The 16,276-nt window shown below is 69.7% G+C and carries 29 protein-coding genes and 1 pseudogene; all 30 read left to right on the top strand.

Translation table 11 applies throughout. From position 1 onward, the window contains the following. Positions 1-5 precede the first annotated feature (5 nt). Positions 6-626 (top strand): 50S ribosomal protein L3, encoded by a 621-nt coding sequence (gene rplC / locus VFO26_RS03590; RefSeq protein ID WP_325113510.1) that lies wholly within the window; start codon positions 6-8, stop codon positions 624-626. Continuing rightward, entirely contained in the window at positions 626-1,258 is a 633-nt protein-coding gene (gene rplD / locus VFO26_RS03585) for a 50S ribosomal protein L4 (RefSeq protein WP_325113509.1), read from the top strand. The genes rplC and rplD overlap by 1 nt, the downstream gene beginning before the upstream one ends. Further along, positions 1,255-1,554, top strand: coding sequence for a 50S ribosomal protein L23 (gene rplW, locus VFO26_RS03580; protein ID WP_325113508.1), 300 nt, complete (start codon positions 1,255-1,257; stop codon positions 1,552-1,554). Before rplD ends, rplW begins: the two co-directional genes overlap by 4 nt. Continuing rightward, positions 1,554-2,393, top strand: a complete 840-nt coding sequence (rplB, locus tag VFO26_RS03575) for a 50S ribosomal protein L2 (protein WP_325113507.1) — start codon at positions 1,554-1,556, stop codon at positions 2,391-2,393. Before rplW ends, rplB begins: the two co-directional genes overlap by 1 nt. Then, complete coding sequence (gene rpsS, locus VFO26_RS03570; protein WP_325113506.1) at positions 2,394-2,678, top strand: 30S ribosomal protein S19; 285 nt, start codon at positions 2,394-2,396, stop codon at positions 2,676-2,678. Then, positions 2,679-3,170 carry a 50S ribosomal protein L22 gene (rplV, locus tag VFO26_RS03565; RefSeq protein WP_349259038.1) on the top strand — a complete coding sequence of 164 codons (492 nt, stop codon included), beginning with the start codon at positions 2,679-2,681 and terminating at the stop codon, positions 3,168-3,170. Then, positions 3,170-4,150, top strand: coding sequence for a 30S ribosomal protein S3 (rpsC, locus tag VFO26_RS17890; protein WP_349259037.1), 981 nt, complete (start codon positions 3,170-3,172; stop codon positions 4,148-4,150). The genes rplV and rpsC overlap by 1 nt, the downstream gene beginning before the upstream one ends. Further along, the gene (rplP, locus tag VFO26_RS03555) at positions 4,150-4,575 is read left to right on the top strand and encodes a 50S ribosomal protein L16 (RefSeq protein WP_325113505.1); all 426 of its coding nucleotides are present in this window, start codon (positions 4,150-4,152) and stop codon (positions 4,573-4,575) included. Before rpsC ends, rplP begins: the two co-directional genes overlap by 1 nt. A gap of 138 nt (positions 4,576-4,713) precedes the next feature. Further along, entirely contained in the window at positions 4,714-4,911 is a 198-nt protein-coding gene (rpmC, locus tag VFO26_RS03550; RefSeq protein WP_325113504.1) for a 50S ribosomal protein L29, read from the top strand. Between the two features lie 391 nt (positions 4,912-5,302). Continuing rightward, positions 5,303-5,578 (top strand): 30S ribosomal protein S17, encoded by a 276-nt coding sequence (rpsQ, locus tag VFO26_RS03545; RefSeq protein ID WP_325113555.1) that lies wholly within the window; start codon positions 5,303-5,305, stop codon positions 5,576-5,578. 15 nt (positions 5,579-5,593) lie between these two features. Further along, positions 5,594-5,962: a 50S ribosomal protein L14 gene (rplN, locus tag VFO26_RS03540; protein ID WP_325113503.1), complete on the top strand. Its 369-nt coding sequence runs from the start codon at positions 5,594-5,596 to the stop codon at positions 5,960-5,962. Positions 5,963-5,976: 14 nt separating this feature from the next. Beyond that, on the top strand, positions 5,977-6,333 hold the full coding sequence (gene rplX, locus VFO26_RS03535) for a 50S ribosomal protein L24 (protein ID WP_414653044.1): 357 nt from the start codon (positions 5,977-5,979) through the stop codon (positions 6,331-6,333). Then, positions 6,333-6,911 carry a 50S ribosomal protein L5 gene (gene rplE, locus VFO26_RS03530; protein WP_325113501.1) on the top strand — a complete coding sequence of 193 codons (579 nt, stop codon included), beginning with the start codon at positions 6,333-6,335 and terminating at the stop codon, positions 6,909-6,911. Before rplX ends, rplE begins: the two co-directional genes overlap by 1 nt. Then, positions 6,911-7,096: a type Z 30S ribosomal protein S14 gene (locus tag VFO26_RS03525; RefSeq protein ID WP_325113500.1), complete on the top strand. Its 186-nt coding sequence runs from the start codon at positions 6,911-6,913 to the stop codon at positions 7,094-7,096. The genes rplE and VFO26_RS03525 overlap by 1 nt, the downstream gene beginning before the upstream one ends. Positions 7,097-7,104: 8 nt before the next feature. Next, on the top strand, positions 7,105-7,500 hold the full coding sequence (gene rpsH, locus VFO26_RS03520) for a 30S ribosomal protein S8 (protein WP_325113499.1): 396 nt from the start codon (positions 7,105-7,107) through the stop codon (positions 7,498-7,500). Positions 7,501-7,503: 3 nt separating this feature from the next. Next, positions 7,504-8,040, top strand: a complete 537-nt coding sequence (rplF, locus tag VFO26_RS03515; RefSeq protein WP_325113498.1) for a 50S ribosomal protein L6 — start codon at positions 7,504-7,506, stop codon at positions 8,038-8,040. Further along, positions 8,037-8,387, top strand: a complete 351-nt coding sequence (gene rplR, locus VFO26_RS03510) for a 50S ribosomal protein L18 (RefSeq protein ID WP_325113497.1) — start codon at positions 8,037-8,039, stop codon at positions 8,385-8,387. The genes rplF and rplR overlap by 4 nt, the downstream gene beginning before the upstream one ends. A 19-nt stretch (positions 8,388-8,406) precedes the next feature. Next, entirely contained in the window at positions 8,407-9,024 is a 618-nt protein-coding gene (rpsE, locus tag VFO26_RS03505; protein ID WP_349259036.1) for a 30S ribosomal protein S5, read from the top strand. After that, on the top strand, positions 9,021-9,224 hold the full coding sequence (gene rpmD, locus VFO26_RS03500; RefSeq protein ID WP_325113496.1) for a 50S ribosomal protein L30: 204 nt from the start codon (positions 9,021-9,023) through the stop codon (positions 9,222-9,224). Before rpsE ends, rpmD begins: the two co-directional genes overlap by 4 nt. Positions 9,225-9,238: 14 nt before the next feature. Next, positions 9,239-9,694, top strand: a pseudogene (gene rplO, locus VFO26_RS03495) (50S ribosomal protein L15); the annotation flags it as partial. Between the two features lie 162 nt (positions 9,695-9,856). After that, entirely contained in the window at positions 9,857-11,107 is a 1,251-nt protein-coding gene (secY, locus tag VFO26_RS03490; protein WP_325113494.1) for a preprotein translocase subunit SecY, read from the top strand. Between the two features lie 67 nt (positions 11,108-11,174). Then, on the top strand, positions 11,175-11,759 hold the full coding sequence (locus tag VFO26_RS03485) for an adenylate kinase (protein ID WP_325113493.1): 585 nt from the start codon (positions 11,175-11,177) through the stop codon (positions 11,757-11,759). Continuing rightward, positions 11,756-12,538, top strand: a complete 783-nt coding sequence (gene map / locus VFO26_RS03480) for a type I methionyl aminopeptidase (protein WP_325113492.1) — start codon at positions 11,756-11,758, stop codon at positions 12,536-12,538. Before VFO26_RS03485 ends, map begins: the two co-directional genes overlap by 4 nt. 99 nt (positions 12,539-12,637) lie before the next feature. Next, on the top strand, positions 12,638-12,859 hold the full coding sequence (infA, locus tag VFO26_RS03475) for a translation initiation factor IF-1 (RefSeq protein WP_325113491.1): 222 nt from the start codon (positions 12,638-12,640) through the stop codon (positions 12,857-12,859). A 21-nt stretch (positions 12,860-12,880) separates the two neighbouring features. After that, a complete protein-coding gene (gene rpmJ, locus VFO26_RS03470) occupies positions 12,881-12,994 on the top strand; it encodes a 50S ribosomal protein L36 (protein WP_325113490.1) in 114 nt (37 codons plus the stop codon). A 7-nt stretch (positions 12,995-13,001) separates the two neighbouring features. Then, positions 13,002-13,376 carry a 30S ribosomal protein S13 gene (rpsM, locus tag VFO26_RS03465; RefSeq protein WP_325113489.1) on the top strand — a complete coding sequence of 125 codons (375 nt, stop codon included), beginning with the start codon at positions 13,002-13,004 and terminating at the stop codon, positions 13,374-13,376. Continuing rightward, a complete protein-coding gene (gene rpsK / locus VFO26_RS03460) occupies positions 13,376-13,780 on the top strand; it encodes a 30S ribosomal protein S11 (RefSeq protein ID WP_325113488.1) in 405 nt (134 codons plus the stop codon). Before rpsM ends, rpsK begins: the two co-directional genes overlap by 1 nt. 163 nt (positions 13,781-13,943) lie before the next feature. Then, positions 13,944-14,564, top strand: a complete 621-nt coding sequence (gene rpsD / locus VFO26_RS03455) for a 30S ribosomal protein S4 (protein ID WP_325113487.1) — start codon at positions 13,944-13,946, stop codon at positions 14,562-14,564. A 67-nt stretch (positions 14,565-14,631) separates the two neighbouring features. Next, on the top strand, positions 14,632-15,897 hold the full coding sequence (locus tag VFO26_RS03450; RefSeq protein WP_325113486.1) for a DNA-directed RNA polymerase subunit alpha: 1,266 nt from the start codon (positions 14,632-14,634) through the stop codon (positions 15,895-15,897). Between the two features lie 2 nt (positions 15,898-15,899). Continuing rightward, positions 15,900-16,262, top strand: coding sequence for a 50S ribosomal protein L17 (gene rplQ, locus VFO26_RS03445; protein WP_325113485.1), 363 nt, complete (start codon positions 15,900-15,902; stop codon positions 16,260-16,262). Positions 16,263-16,276: the final 14 nt, after the last annotated feature.

The following is a 16,276-nucleotide window of genomic DNA, read 5'->3' as shown; positions in this document are numbered from 1 at the left end:
TGGCGATGAAAGGCATTCTCGGCAGAAAGCTCGGCATGACCCAGGTCTTCGACGCGGAGACCGGGAACGTCGACGCCGTCACCGTGATCGAAGCGGGGCCCTGCCCCGTCGTCACGGTGCGCACGGAGGCGGCCGACGGCTACGAGGCCGTCCAGCTCGCGTTCGAGCCGGTCGCCGACCGCAAGCTGACGAAGGGCGAGCTCGGCCACCTGCGCAAGGCGGGCGCCGCGGGTCACCGGCACCTCGTCGAGTTCCGCGGGCCGAGCGAGCTCCAGGTCGGCGAGAGCGTGACCGTGGAGTCGTTCGCGCCCGGCGACAGGATCAAGGTGTCGGGCACGTCGATCGGCAAGGGCTTCCAGGGCACCATCAAGCGCCACAACTTCGCGCGCGGCCCGATGAGCCACGGCTCTCACAACGTCCGCAAGCCGGGCTCCGTCGGCGCGTCGGCGACGCCGTCGCGCGTGTTCAAGGGCAAGAAGATGGCCGGCCGCATGGGCGGTGGGCGCGTGACCCAGACGGGCCTCGTCGTCCACGAGGTCGATGCGGAACGCAACCTCCTGCTCGTCCGCGGCGCCGTCCCGGGGCCGAAGAGCGGGCTCGTCGAGATTCGCGGGGTGGAGGGCTGATGGCCGTCAAGGCACCGGTGCTCGGCGGCAAGGCGAACGACGTCGCGCTCGACGCGACGGTCTTCGAGGCCGAGGTCAAGCCGCATCTCCTCCACGAGACCGTCCGGGCCGAGCTGAATGCCGCCCGGCAGGGCACGCGCGGCGCGAAGAGCCGCGGGCTCGTCGCCGGCGGCCGCTCCAAGCCGTGGCGCCAGAAGGGCACCGGCCGCGCCCGCCAGGGCACGATCCGCGCGCCGCAGTTCACGGGAGGCGGCATGGCGTTCCCGCCCGGGATGCGCAGCTACGAGGTGAAGGTGAACCGGAAGGCGCGCAAAGCCGCGCTGCGGGGCGCGCTCTCGCACCATGCCGGGAACGACACGCTCGCCGTGCTCGACGGGAGCTCGTTCGAGACCCCGTCGACGAAGGGGGCGAAGCAGGTCCTCGAGACGTGGGCCAAGGACGCCCCGGTGCTCGTCGTCGCGCACGAGGACGAGGAGGCGGTCGTGAAGTCCTTCCGCAACCTCGAGCGGGTGCTCGTCACCGTCCCGTCCGAGCTCGAGGTCGCCGCAGTCGTCTGGGCGCGCGCGATCCTCGTCACCGAGGCCGCGCTGCCGCTCGTGGAGCAGCGCGCGGGGAAGGAGGCGCCGGCATGAGCAGCCTGACGAACGAGCAGGTCGTGCTGGCCCCTGTCGTCTCCGAGAAGAGCTACTCCGGGATCGCCGACCGGCGCTACACGTTCAAGGTCCATCCGGACGCGCACAAGACACAGGTGCGCCAGGCGGTCGAGCAGCTGTTCGACGTGCACGTCGAGCGCGTGAACATCGTCAAGGTGCAGTCCAAGCCGAAGCGCCGCGGCCTCTTCAAGGGGACCCGGCCGGGCTGGAAGAAGGCGATCGTGCAGGTCCGCGAAGGCGACACGATCGAGATCTTCGAAGGGGCACAGGTCTGATGGCAGTCAAGAAGTACAAGCCCACGAGCGCCGGCCGTCGCCAGATGGCGACCTCCGCCTTCGAGGAGATCACCACCTCGACGCCGGAGAAGTCGCTGCTCGAGCCGCTCAAGAAGTCCGGCGGCCGGAACGTGCACGGACGCATCACGAGACGCCATCAGGGCGGCGGGCACAAGCGCCGCTACCGGCGCATCGACTTCAAGCGCGTCAAGGACGGCGTGCCGGCGAAGGTGGCCTCGATCGAGTACGACCCGAACCGCTCCGCACGGATCGCCCTGCTCCACTACGCGGACGGCGCGAAGGCCTACATCCTCGCGCCCGTCGGGCTCCGGGTCGGCTCGACCGTCCAGGCGGGGGCGGGCGCGGACATCAAGGCCGGCAACGCGCTCCCGCTCGGGGAGATCCCGACCGGCACCGTGGTGCACGCGGTCGAGCTCAGGCCCGGCCAGGGAGCGAAGCTCGCCCGCTCGGCGGGATCCGGCATCCAGCTCGTCGCGAAGGACGCGCCCTACGCCGTCCTGCGCCTTCCCTCCGGCGAGATGCGCCGCGTGCTCCTCACGTGCCGCGCAACCGTCGGGCAGGTGGGGAACGCCGACCACGCCAACGAGTCGAGCGGAAAGGCGGGACGCAGCCGCTGGCTCGGCAAGCGCCCGTCCGTGCGCGGCACGGCGATGAACCCGGTCGACCACCCCCACGGCGGCGGCGAGGGCAAGTCGAAGGGCCACCATCCCGTCACACCCTGGGGGGTCCCGACGATCGGGAAGCGCACCCGCCCGAAGCACAAGGAATCCGACAAGCTGATCGTCCGCGGCCGTCGCCGCGGCAAGGAGCGTCGCTAAATGTCAAGGTCTTCCAAGAAGGGGCCTTTCGTCGAGGAGCGGCTCCTCGCCCGGGTCGAGGCGATGAACGCCGCCGGGGAGAAGCGGATGATCCGCACCTGGTCGCGCGCCTCGACGATCTTCCCCGAGATGGTCGGGCACACGATCGCCGTCCACGACGGACGGAAGCACGTGCCGGTGTTCGTCTCGGAGCAGATGGTCGGGCACAAGCTCGGCGAGTTCGCCCCCACGCGGACGTTCCGCAGCCATGCGGGCGACCGCCAGGCACAGGTGAAGAAGCGCTAGATGGCCACAGCTGCGAACACCCCGACCACCGTCCGCGCACAGGCGAAGTGGGTGCGCATGTCCGCGCGCAAGGCGCGGCTCGTGCTCGACAACGTCCGCGGCCGCACGGTGCCCGAGGCCCGCACGGTGCTCGCCTTCACGCCGCGCGCGGCCGCACGCGAGATCGACCGCGTGCTCGCCTCGGCCGTGGCGAATGCCGAGTCGGCACACGGGCTGGACGGCGACGAGCTGGTCGTCCTCGAGGCGTACGCCGACGAAGGACCGACCCTGAAGCGCTGGCGGGCGCGCGCCCGCGGGCGGGTCAACCGGATCCGCAAGCGCACGTGCCACATCACGATCGTCGTCGCTGCCTCGGAGGAGCGACGACCAAGAAGACCACAGAACGCGAAGACCGAAGCTGCCGAGGTGTCCCCGGCGTCCGAAGCGCCGGTTGGCGCGGAGCCGAAGGCGCCGCGCAAGCGCGCCCGCAAGCAGGAAGGAGCGGCCGTCTAATGGGCCAGAAGGTGCATCCCGGCGGCCTTCGCGTCGGCATCATCCACGACTGGAAGTCGAACTGGTGGACCGGCAAGAAGGAGATCGCCGACTACATCCTCGAGGACATCCGGATCCGTGACCACATCAACGGCAAGCTGGCGCACGCCGGCCTGTCGGACATCCTGATCCGGAAGGACAAGCAGCGGATCACGGTCGACATCTACACGGCGCGGCCCGGCATCGTGATCGGCAAGTCCGGGGTCGAGGTGGACGCGCTCCGCAAGGAGCTGCACTCGATCACCGGCAAGTCCGTCCACATCAACATCAACGAGATCAAGCGGCCCGAGCTCGACGCGCAGCTCGTCGCGCAGTCGATCGCGGAGCAGCTCCAGAACCGCGTGTCGTTCCGGCGGGCGATGAAGCGCTCGCTGGCCTCCGCGATGCGGTCCGGCGCCCAGGGGATCAAGATCCAGTGCGGCGGGCGGCTCGGCGGCGGTGAGATGAGCCGCAGCGAGCGCTACACCGAGGGCCGCGTGCCGCTGCACACGATCCGCGCGGACATCGACTACGGCTTCGCCGAGGCGAAGACGACCTACGGCCGCATCGGCGTCAAGGTCTGGGTCAACAAGGGCGAGATCATGCCCGAGGGCTACGAGGGGTCGCTCGGCCGCGAGCGCATCTCCGAGGCGGACGGCTCACGCCGTCGCCGCGGGTCGAACACGGAGGGCCTCGGGGCGTCCCGCGAGAGCGGCCGCGGTCGCGGCCAGGACCGCGAGGGCCTCGGCCTCGTGCAGAAGCGCAGGCGCCCTGGTGGGCGCGGTCGCGGCGCGCAGGGGCGCGGCCCGGCCAGGGACCGCACCCAGGCGCCCGAGACGCAGGCGCCGCCTGCAGACCAGTCGGTCGAGACGCCGCCCGTCGAGCGCGCCCCCGAGACCCCTGAGACGACGTCCGAGGCGGCCCCGCAGTCGCCGCCGGAGACCACGGGGAGTGACGCCTGATGCTGATGCCGCGCAAGACGAAGCACCGCAAGCAGTTCCGCGGTCGCCGCGCCGGCTACGCCAAGGGCCAGCTCGAGGTGCAGTACGGCGACTACGGGATCAAGTCGCTCGAGAACGGCTGGGTCACCAACCGCCAGATCGAGGCTGCCCGCATCGCGATGACGCGCAAGATCCGCCGCGGCGGGAAGGTCTGGATCAACCTCTTCCCGGACAAGCCCTTCACGAAGAAGCCGGCCGAGACGCGGATGGGCTCGGGAAAGGGCTCGCCCGAGGGCTGGGTCGCGGTCGTGAAGCCCGGGCGCGTGATGTTCGAGCTGTCCGGCGTGACCGAGCCGCTCGCCCGCGAGGCGCTCCGGCTCGCCGCCCAGAAGCTGCCCGTGAAGACCAGGTTCGTGAAGCGGGAGGCCGATCTCTTTGAAAGTTGACAACCGTGGGGGAGCCCATGGTTCCTCGACGAGCCCCCTCCTTCAGCGTCGTGCACGGTTCGGCGATTGCCTGGCCTCCCGGGCGGCGAAGCAGGCCTCCGGACGCGACGGTGACGTGCACGGGTCGAGGAGAAGGACATGAAGGCTGAAGACCTGAGGGCGCTGACGGACGAGGAGCTCGAGGAGAAGCTCGGCGAGAGCCGGCGCGAGCTCTTCAAGATCCGCTTCCAGGCCGCGACGGGAGCGCTCGACTCGAGCGCGCGGTTGCGCCACGCGAGGCGCGAGATCGCCCGCATCCTGACGATCAAGAACGAGCGCGCGGCAGAGAAGGTGTGAGGACACGATGGCTGACGAGAACGTGAACGACAACGACGAGAACGAGACCCCGGCCGACGCGGCCACGCCCGAGCCGGGGACCGAGGCCGCCGAGGCGGTCACGGAGGCCCCCGCCGCCGAGGCCGACGAGGCCGCGACGGCCGAGGCCGAGACGCCGGTCGAGGAGGTTGCCGCCGAGGCCGCCGAGGAGGCGGTCGCGGAAGCGCCTGTGGAGGCCGAGGAGCCCGCGGTGGCAGGCGAGGAGCCCGCCGCGGCAGAGGCTCCCGCCGCGACCGAGACTCCGGCCGCGCAGCAGTCCGGCCCCAAGCCCAAGCGCAAGCGGCTGCCGCGCTCGGAGCGGAGGCAGCGGCCCAAGCCCACGCGCGTCGCCCCGGCGGAGCGGAAGCCGATCGTGCGACTCGAGAAGCCGGAGCAGGATCGGGGCCGGCGCCAGGAGCGCCAGGGCACCGTCGTCTCCGACGCGATGGAGAAGACGATCGTCGTCCGGGTGGACGTCGTGAAGGCGCATCCGAGGTACAAGAAAGTCGTCCGGCGGAGCGTCAAGTTCCACGTGCACGACGAGACGAGCCAGGCGAAGGTGGGCGACGTCGTCCGCATCGTCGAGACGCGCCCTCTCTCGAAGACGAAGCGCTGGCGGCTCGCAGAGGTCGTCGAGGCTGCGAAGTAGCGGGGTCGGAGACGGATGATCCAGCAAGAGTCACGCCTCAAGGTCGCCGACAACACGGGTGCCCGCGAGCTCCTCTGCATCCGCGTGGTCGGCGGCTCCCACCGGCGATACGCACGCGTCGGCGACCAGATCGTCGCTACAGTGAAGACCGCAACGCCGCAGGGCACGGTCAAGAAGGGCGAGGTCGTGAGAGCGGTCGTCGTCCGGACGAAGAAGCCCTACGGCAGGAATGACGGGACGTTGATCGGCTTCGACGAGAACGCCGCCGTCATCATCGACAACCAGCTGAACCCGCGCGGAACGCGCATCTTCGGGCCGGTCGCCCGCGAGCTGCGCGAGAAGAACTTCATGAAGATCGTCAGCCTCGCCCCCGAGGTGCTCTAGAGATGGCCACCAGCATGCGAATCAAGAAGGGCGACCTCGTCCAGGTGCTCGCCGGCAAGGATCGCGGCAAGCAGGGACGGGTCCTCGAGGCGCGCCCGCGTGACCGACGCGTGATCCTCGAGAACCTCAACACCGCGAAGCGTCACACGAAGCCCCGCCCGATCCGCGACTCCACCCGCATGGGCGGCGCGAACATCATCCCGGGCGGGATCATCGACACGCCGATGCCGCTCGACATCTCGAACGTGATGATCGTCTGCCCCACGTGCAGGCAGCCGACGCGTGTCGGGGTGAAGGTCAAGCAGCTCAAGGGCGAGACGATCCGCGTGCGCGTGTGCAAGCGCGACGGCTGCCGGCAGGAGATCGACTGATGGCCACGGCGACGGAGACCGTGACACCGCGCCTCAAGCAGCGCTACGAGGAGGAGATCCGCAGCGCGCTCAAGGACGAGCTCGGGCTCAGCTCGGTCATGCAGGTGCCCCGCATCTCGAAGATCACCCTCAACATGGGCGTCGGTGAGGCGAAGACCGACGCGAAGGCGCTCGACGCCGCGATCGAGGAGCTCACGACCATCACGGGCCAGCGCGCGCAGGTGCGCCGTGCCCGGAAGTCGATCGCGAGCTTCAAGCTCCGCGAGGGCATGTCTGTCGGCGCCCGCGTGACCTTGCGCGGCGCCCGCATGTACGAGTTCCTCGACCGGCTCGTCTCGATCGCGCTGCCGCGGATCAGGGACTTCCGGGGCCTGAGCCCCGACTCCTTCGACGGGCGCGGCAACTACTCGCTCGGCATCAAGGAGCAGATCATCTTCCCCGAGATCGACTACGACTCCGTGCCGTCGATCCGGGGCCTCGACATCGCGATCACCACGACGGCGGAGACCGACGAGCACGGCAGAGCGCTCCTGCGCGCCCTCGGGCTGCCCTTCGCCGCCGAGAGAGGGGAAACGTAGTGGCCAAGACCTCACTCCGCGTGAAGCAGAAGCGCCAGCAGAAGCACGGCGTCCGTGCGTACACGCGCTGCAACCGCTGCGGCCGGTCTCGTGCCGTGTTCCGCAGATACAAGCTGTGCCGGATCTGCCTGCGCGAGCTCGCGCACGAGGGCGCGATCCCGGGCATGACGAAGTCCAGCTGGTAGGGGAAGAGATGCTCACCGATCCGATCGCCGACATGCTGAGCCGCATCCGCAACGCGAACCGCGCGATGCACGACACCGTGTCGATGCCTACCTCCCGGATGAAGGAGGAGATCGCCCGCCTGCTCCTCCAGGAGGGTTACATCAAGGACTTCAAGGTCGTCGAGGCGGCCCCGGTGTCGAACCTCGTGATCGAGCTGAAGTTCGGCAAGAACCGCGAGCGGGTGATCACCGACCTGAAGCGCGTCTCGAAGCCCGGCCGCCGCGTGTACGCCAAGAAGGACCGCCTCCCGCGCGTCCTGGGCGGCCTCGGCACCGCGATCCTGTCCACATCGACCGGTGTGATCACCACCCGCCAGGCCGCCGAGCGCGGCGTCGGCGGCGAGGTGCTCGCGTTCGTCTGGTAGCGCATGAGCCGTATCGGAAAGAGGCCGATCGAGGTCCCGAGCGGCGTCACCGTCGAGGTGTCGCCGGGGGGGAACGTGAAGGTGACCGGGCCGCTCGGCACGCTCGAGCAGCGCGTCCCTCAGCGCATGCAGCTCGCCCAGGAGGAGGGCGTCGTGACGGTCACGCGCCCGACCGAGCGCGGGGAGGATCGCGCCCTTCACGGGCTCACGCGGACGCTCGTCGCGAACATGGTCGAGGGTGTCACGAAGGGATTCGAGAAGCACCTCGAGATCCAGGGCGTCGGGTACCGCGCCCAGCTCAAAGGCTCCGACCTCGAGCTCTCCGTCGGCTTCTCGCACCCGATCACGGTCACCCCGCGCGAGGGCATCTCGTTCGACGTGCCCCAGCCGACGCAGGTGACCGTGAAGGGGACGGACAAGCAGGTCGTCGGACAGACGGCCGCCGAGATCCGCAAGGTGCGCCCACCGGAGCCGTACAAGGGCAAGGGGATCCGCTACCAGGGCGAGCACGTGAGACGCAAGGTGGGGAAGCGAGCATGACGATCTCCGTCCGGGAAGCGCGACTGCGTCGCCATCGGCGGGTGCGCGGCAAGGTGTCGGGCACGGCCGAGCGGCCGAGGCTCGCGGTCTTCCGCTCGAACAAGGGGATCTTCGCCCAGCTCGTCGACGACGAGACGGGTCGCACGCTCGCCTCGGCGAGCTGGCTGCAGCAGCGCTCGCTCGAGGGCACGAAGACCGAGCAGGCCGCCGCCGTCGGCAAGGCGCTCGCCCTCGAGGCCAAGAAGGCCGGTCTCAAGAGGTGCGTGTTCGACCGGGGCGGATACCTCTACCACGGACGCGTGAAGGCGCTTGCCGAGGGCGCACGCGAGGGAGGGCTTCAGTTCTGATGGCCGCGAAGGGAGAGCATTGAGTGTTGTCGAGGTAGCCGAGTCGCGCGAGCTCAAGGAGCGCGTGATCGAGATCAACCGGGTCGCCAAGGTCGTCAAGGGGGGCCGGCGCTTCTCGTTCACCGCGCTCGTCGTGATCGGCGACGAGGTCGACCGGGTCGGCGTCGGCTACGGGAAGGCGCGGGAGGTCCCGCTCGCCATCTCGAAGGCCGTCGACGACGCGAAGAAGAACATCTTCACCGTCCCGAAGCACGGGGCGACGATCACGCACGAGATCACGGGCCGGTCCGACGCGGCACGCGTCGTCCTGCGCCCCGCGAGCGAGGGGACCGGCGTGATCGCCGGAGGCGGCGTCCGCGCCGTGCTCGAGCTCGCCGGGATCCGCGACGTGCTCGCGAAGAGCCTCGGCACGACGAACCCGATCAACATGGCGAAAGCGACGGTCGACGGCCTCAAGCGCCTGCGCCGCCCCGAGGACGTCGCGCGCTCGCGCGGCAAGTCCATCAAGGACGTCCTGCCCGTCCCACGCGCTCCGCGGGCCGCCGAGGCCGCCGCTGCGCAGGCAGTTGCCGCGGAGGAGCCGCCGCCCGTGCCCGGCGTCGAGGCGGCCCCGCCCGAGGAGGGTGAGGCAGCATGACGACCGTCAGGGTGACCCAGACGCGCAGCACCATCGGGCAGACGCGCGCCCACGAGGGCACCCTCCGCGCGCTCGGGCTGGGCCGCATCGGGAGGAGCGCCGAGCACGAGCAGTCGCCCTCGCTCGAGGGCCAGCTCCGCCATGTCGCACACCTCGTGACCGTGACGCCGCTCGACGGCGCGAAGGGGAAGGACGACTGACGATGGCCGACGAGCTGAACCTCCATTCGCTCAAGCCCGCCCAGCCGCGCAAGGATCGCAAGCGCATCGGTCGCGGCCTGGGCTCGGGCAAGGGCCGCTACAGCGGCCGTGGGATCAAGGGCCAGAAGGCCCGTTCGGGGTCGCACAAGATGGCACCCGGGTTCGAGGGCGGCCAGATGCCCATCGACATGCGGCTCCCCAAGCTCCGCGGCGCGACGTCCGCGGACGCGATGCCGATCGGCCCGTTTCGTACGTACAGCCAGCCGGTGAACCTTCGCGACCTCGAGGCGCGCTTCGAGGCAGGCGAGGAGGTCACCCCGGAGGCGCTGAAGGCGAAGCGCCTGATCCGCAAGGTGTCGGTCGACGTGAAGGTCCTCGGCATCGGGGAGCTCTCGAAGGCCCTCTCCGTCTCCGCGCACGGCTTCTCGAAGAGCGCCAGGAAGAAGATCGAGGCTGCCGGCGGCAGCGTCACCTGGCTGCGCGGCGAGCCCGTCGAGAAGAAGCCGAAGGTGCGGAAGGCCCGGCCTGCCGCGTCGGAGCCCGAAGAGGAGCCCGAGCCCGAGGAGGCGCCCGAGGCGTCGGTCGACGAGGCCGACGGAGAGGACTAGGCCCCGCGCGGTCGGGGCAGCGCCATGTTCAGCTGGCTGGCGAACGCCTGGCGGGTGCCGGAGCTCCGCAAGCGGCTGCTCTTCACGGCGCTCGTGCTGGCGCTGTACCGCCTGGGCTCGTGGATCCCGGCGCCGGGGGTCGACGCGGAGGCGATCGACCAGTACCTCTCGCGCACCGGCGGCATCTTCGACCTGCTGAACCTGTTCTCGGGCGGCGCGCTGTCGCAGTTCTCGCTGTTCGCGCTCGGGATCATGCCGTACGTCACGGCCTCGATCATCGTGCAGCTGATGACGGTCGTCGTCCCGCGGCTGTCCGAGCTGCAGAAGGAGGGCGAGGCCGGCCACGCGAAGATCAACCAGTACACGCGGTACCTCACCGTCGTGCTGTCCGCGTCCCAGGCGCTCGGCTACGCCTTCCTGTTCCGGAGCCAGGACGTCCTGCAGACGAACGCGGGCCGGATGGTGCTGATCATCGTCACGCTCACGGTCGGCAGCATCCTGCTGATGTGGATGGGCGAGCAGATCACGAAGCGCGGGATCGGCAACGGCATCTCGATCCTCATCTTCGCGTCGATCCTGACCGGCCTCCCGCTCGGCATCACCGCCTGGTGGAACGGGGGGCCGATGGAGCGCATCTTCTTCCCGCTGATCGCGCTGGCGATCGTCGCCGCGGTCGTCTTCGTCCAGGAGGGCCAGCGCCGGATCCCGATCCAGTACGCGAAGCGCATGGTGGGCCGCCGGATGACCTCCGGCGGGTCGACGTATCTGCCCCTGCGGGTCAACATGGCCGGCGTGATCCCCGTGATCTTCGCCGCGGCGGTGCTCGCCTTCCCGCCGACGATGGCGCAGTACTTCCCTGCGACCCAGGACTTCGTCAATACGTACTTCCAGCCGGGCGACTGGCTCTACCTGCTGATCGAGGGCGGGATGATCATCGTCTTCACGTTCTTCTACACCGCCGTCCAGTTCAACCCGGTCGACCAGGCCGACAACCTGCGCAAGCACGGCGGCTACATCCCCGGCATCCGGCCCGGGCCGCCGACCGCGCAGTATCTCGACCGCGTGCTCACGCGGCTGACGCTGCCCGGCTCGCTCTTCCTCGCGGTCGTCGCGATCGCGCCGAGCCTCTTCATCCGCTACGGCGGCTTCTCGCAGGCGTCCGCCGGCGCCCTGGGCGGCACGTCGGTGCTGATCGCCGTCGGCGTCGCGCTCGACACGATGCGGCAGATGGAGTCGCAGATGATGATGCGCAGCTACGAGGGCTTCCTTCGCTGATGCGGCAGTCCGCCTCAGCGTCGACCGGGGCGGGGTTCATCCCGCCCCGGCAGTCTGGGTGGGAGCCGTGAACCTGCTGGTGCTGGGGCCGCAGGGCTCCGGCAAGGGCACGCAGGCGAAGCGAATCGCCGACGACCACGGCATCCCGCATGTCGCGACCGGGGACATCTTCCGTGCGGCGGTCGAGGAGGGGACCGAGCTCGGCAAGCGCGTCGAGCCGATTCTCGCGAGCGGTGAGCTCGTCCCCGACGATCTGACCATCGCCCTGATCCGCGAGCGCCTCTCCGCGCCGGACGCCGCGAACGGCTTCGTGCTCGACGGGTTCCCGAGGACGCTGGCTCAGGCGGAGGCGCTCGACGAGATGCTGGCGGGGATCGAGCGCGGCCTCGACGCGATCCTCTTCTTCGACCTCTCCGACGCGATCGCGACCGAACGGATCCACCGGCGCGCCGTCGAGGAGGGGCGGGCGGACGACACGCCCGAGGCGATCGCGAGACGCCTGGCGATCTACCACGAGCAGACCGAGCCGATCGTCGAGCGCTACCGGGCGACCGGCAAGCTCGTCCCGCTGCACGCCGACCGGTCGATCGGCGAGGTTGCGGCAGAGATCAGCGAGGCGCTCGAGCTGCTCGGCGAGGGAGCGACGGCATGATCATCCGGAAGAGCGCAGCGGAGATCGACCGCATCGCACGCGCCGGAACGCTCGTGGCCGAGACGATCTCGCACGTCGGCGAGCGCATCGAGCCCGGCATCACGACGCTCGAGCTGGACCGGATCGCCGACGGGTTCATCCGCGCGAGCGGTGGTGTCCCTACCTCGCAGGGCTACAAGGGCTATCCGCGGGCGATCTGCATCTCGACCAACGACGTCGTCGTCCACGGCATCCCCGACGGGACGGTCGTCGAGGACGGCGACCTGGTGACGATCGACGTCGGGGTCACGCTCGGCTCCGCGATCGCCGACAGCGCGTACACGTTCGCCGTGGGCTCGGTCGACCCGGAGTCGCAGCGGCTGCTCGACGTCTGCCAGGACGCGCTCGCTGCGGGCATCGCGGAGGCGAGGCTCGGCAACCGCATCGGGGACATCTCGCACGCCGTGCAGACGGTCGTCGAGGGCGCAGGGTTCTCGGTCGTCAAGAGCCTCGTCGGCCACGGCGTCGGCCGGCACTACCACGAGGATCCCCATGTCCCGAACTTCGGCGATCCCGGTCGCGGGCCGCGCCTCTCGGAGGGGATGACGATCGCGATCGAGCCGATGATCACGATGGGCGGTCCCGAGGTCTGGCTCGCAGAGGACGGGTGGACGATCTCGACCACCGACGGGTCTCGCGCCGCCCATTTCGAGCACACCGTCGCGATCCTTCCCGACGCCCCGCGGATCCTCACGCCGAGGGTCGGCATCGCGACCGAACGGGCACGTTTGCTACAGTAAGCGGCCCGCACGGCGGCCGGTCGCTCCGTGCCGCGCTCGTGTGCGGGATCTCAATGAACATCACGACGGGCAGGGCGCGAACCCTGCGCGAGGAGTCGGTTGGCAGTCAGGGAAGAGAAGATCGAGGTCGAGGGCGAGGTGGTCGAGGCCCTGCCGAGCACGATGTTCCGCGTCGAGCTCGAGGGCGGCCAGTCCGTGCTCGCAAAGATCTCGGGGAAGATGCGCAAGCACTACATCCGGATCCTTCCGGGTGACCGGGTCAAGGTGGAGTTGTCCCCGTACGACCTCACGCGCGGCCGCATCACGTTCCGTCTCAAGTAGCCGACCACTCAGGAGCTCACGTTGAAAGTCCGTCCTTCCGTCAAGCGCATGTGCGAGCGGTGCCGCGTGATCAAGCGGCACGGGCGCACGATGGTGATCTGCACGAACCCCCGGCACAAGCAAAGGCAGGGCTAGAAGACACATGGCACGCATCGCCGGCGTCAACCTCCCCAACCAGAAGCGCCTCGAGATCGGCCTGACCTACATCTACGGGATCGGCCAGTCGAGCGCGCAGAAGGTCTGCAAGGAGCTCGGCCTCGATCCCGACCAGAAGGTCAAGGACCTGACGGACGACGAGGTCACGAAGCTCCGCGCCTACATCGACACGAACCTCGAGGTCGAGGGTGACCTGCGGCGAGAGCGAACCCAGGCGATCAAGCGCCTCACCGAGATCGGCTCCTACCGCGGCCTCCGGCACCGGCGCAACCTGCCCGTGCACGGCCAGCGCACGAAGACCAACGCGCGGACGCGCAAGGGCCCCAAGAAGACCGTCGGGCGCGGGAAGAAGGCGAAGTGATGGCACCGCCACGCAAGTCCGCCACCCGTGGCCGCACGCGCCGCCGGGTCAAGAAGAACGTCGCGATCGGCCAGGCGCACATCAAGACCTCGTTCAACAACACGATCGTCTCCCTGACCGACCAGGAGGGGAACGTGATCGCGTGGGAGTCGGCCGGCTCCGCCGGATTCAAGGGCTCCCGCAAGTCGACCCCCTTCGCCGCTCAGGTGACGGCCGACAACGCGGCGCGCAAGGGCATGGAGCACGGCCTCCAGAAGGTCGAGGTGTTCGTCAAGGGCCCCGGCTCCGGCCGCGAGACGGCGATCCGCTCGCTCCAGGCCGCGGGCCTGGAGATCCTCGGCGTCAAGGACGTCTCCCCGCAGGCGCACAACGGTGTCCGTCCGAAGAAGCGGAGGCGGGGCTAGTGGCCCTCCTGGCAACAGTCAGGGCGCCTCTGGCGCGCGATCTGCTGCGCGCTGCGTCGTCCTCGGTCGCGTCCATACCGTCGGGTGTGCACGCTCCCTGCGTCCTCGCATCGCTTGCATCTGGCGCGCCAGAGACGCGAAACCGTCACCAGGAGAACCACTGATGGCGCGCGACATCGGAGCCAAGTGCCGTCAGTGCCGGCGTGAAGGGCTGAAGCTCTTCCTGAAGGGCGAGCGCTGCCTCACCGAGAAGTGCGCGATCGAGCGCCGCTCGTATCCGCCGGGCGAGCACGGGCGCGGCCGGATCAAGCAGAGCGAGTACCTGCTCCAGCTGCGCGAGAAGCAGAAGGCGCGGAGGTACTACGGCCTGCTCGAGAAGCAGTTCCGCAACACGTACGCGAAGGCGTCGCGCCGCACGGGCCCGACGGGCGAGAACCTCCTGCGGATGCTCGAGACGCGGCTCGACAACGTCGTCTACCGCCTCGGCTTCGCCGGCTCGCGCGCGCAGGCGCGTCAGCTCGTCCGCCACGGGCACTTCATGGTCAACGGGCGACGCGTCAACATCCCGAGCTTCGGGGTGAGGCCGGACGACATCATCTCGCTCAGGCAGGGCAGCCCCGCCGAGCCCATCGTCCGCGACGCCACCGATCTCACCGCCGCCGTCACGCCCTGGCTCCAGGCCGACCACGACGGGCTGACCGGAAAGATGCTCAAGTGGCCCGAGCGTGCCGAGATCGACACGCCGGTGCAGGAATCCCTGATCGTCGAGCTCTACTCGAAGTAGGGGCGCGGCCCGTCCCGCCCGTTCTTCGCCCCGAACCACCCCAGATTCGAACCGCCGAAAGGATCACATGGCCACCCGCTCTTCCCTGATGGACTTCCAGACGCCCAAGATCGTCTCCGAGGACGCCGACGAGCGCTCGGGGCGGTTCACGATCGAGCCGCTCGACCGCGGCTTCGGCTACACGTTCGGCAACTCGCTCCGGCGCGTCCTGCTCTCCTCCCTCGAGGGGGCCGCCGTCACGGCCGTCAAGATCGAGGGCGTCGCGCACGAGTTCACGACCCTGCCCGGCGTTCGCGAGGACGTCACCGACATCATCCTGAACCTCAAGGAGCTCGTCTGCCGCCTCCACGGCGAGTCGCCCGAGATCGAGGTGCACCTCTCGAAGAAGGGCGCCGGCGCGGTCACGGCCGCGGACATCGAAGCGCCTGCCGACCTCGAGATCCTCAACCCGGACCTCGAGCTCGCGCACCTCGCCGACAAGGGCAAGCTCGAGATGACGCTCACGATCGGCCGCGGCCGCGGCTACCTCCCGGCCGACCTGAACCGCGGGCCGGAGACGACGCTCGGGGTGATCCCGATCGACTCGATCTTCTCGCCCGTTCGCCGTGTCGCCTACGAGGTCGACGCCGCGCGCGTCGGGCAGCGGACGGACTACGACAAGCTCGTCCTCGACGTCACGACCGACGGCTCGGTTGCACCGAAGGACGCCATCGCAGGCGCCGCCGAGATCCTGAACCCGGAGCTCGAGATTGCTCACCTCGCAGACAAGGGCAAGCTCGAGATGACGCTCACGATCGGCCGCGGCCGCGGGTACGTCCCCGCCGACCAGAACCGCGGGCCCGAGACCACGATCGGCGTGATCCCCATCGACTCGATCTTCTCGCCCGTGCGGCGCGTCTCCTACGAGGTCGACTCCGCCCGTGTCGGGCAGCGCACCGACTACGACAAGCTCGTCCTCGAGGTCACGACCGACGGCTCGATCGAGCCGAAGGAGGCGATCGCTCGGGCGGCAGAGCTGCTCATCGACCAGCTCCGGATCTTCGCGGACCCGGCGCGGATCGAGGGCTTCGGCGAGCTGGCCGCTGCGGCCGAGGCCGAGGTGGCCACGACCTCGCACGGGATGGAGAACTTCCCGATCGAGGAGCTCGAGCTCGGCGTTCGCTCGTACAACTGCCTCAAGCGGGTCGGGATCGAGACGATCGGCGACCTGACCTCCAAGTCCGAGAACGAGCTGGCGGCCATCCCGAACTTCGGCCGCAAGTCGATCGAGGAGGTCCGCGAGACTCTCGCGGCACACGGCCTCACGCTGAAGGGCGAGGAGCTCCCGGCCTAGCCATGCGTCACGCGCGCTCAGGCAAGAAGCTCGGACGCGACTCGGCGCACCGCAAGGCGCTCTACTCCAACCTCGCCGGCGCGCTGATCACCCACGGGCGGATCGAGACGACCGAGGCGAAGGCCAAGGCCGTCAAGCCGTTCGCGGAGAAGATGATCACGCTCGGCAAGCGCGGAGACCTGCACGCGCGGCGGCTCGCGATGGCGGAGCTTCGCTCGAACGACGTCGTGCACCGGCTGTTCTCGGACGTCGCGCCGCGGTTCGCCGAGCGGAACGGCGGCTACACGCGGGTCGTCAAGCTTGGCCCGCGTCAGGGGGACGCCGCCCAGATGGCGCTCCTCGAGCTCGTCGACTACGAGGCCTAGGCAAGCCCCGCGGC

This window comes from Gaiella sp. (assembly GCF_035710885.1).
Taxonomy (GTDB): Bacteria; Actinomycetota; Thermoleophilia; order Gaiellales; family Gaiellaceae; genus Gaiella.
Note: the sequence above shows the minus strand (reverse complement) of the source record. Positions and strands in the feature narration are given on the sequence as shown.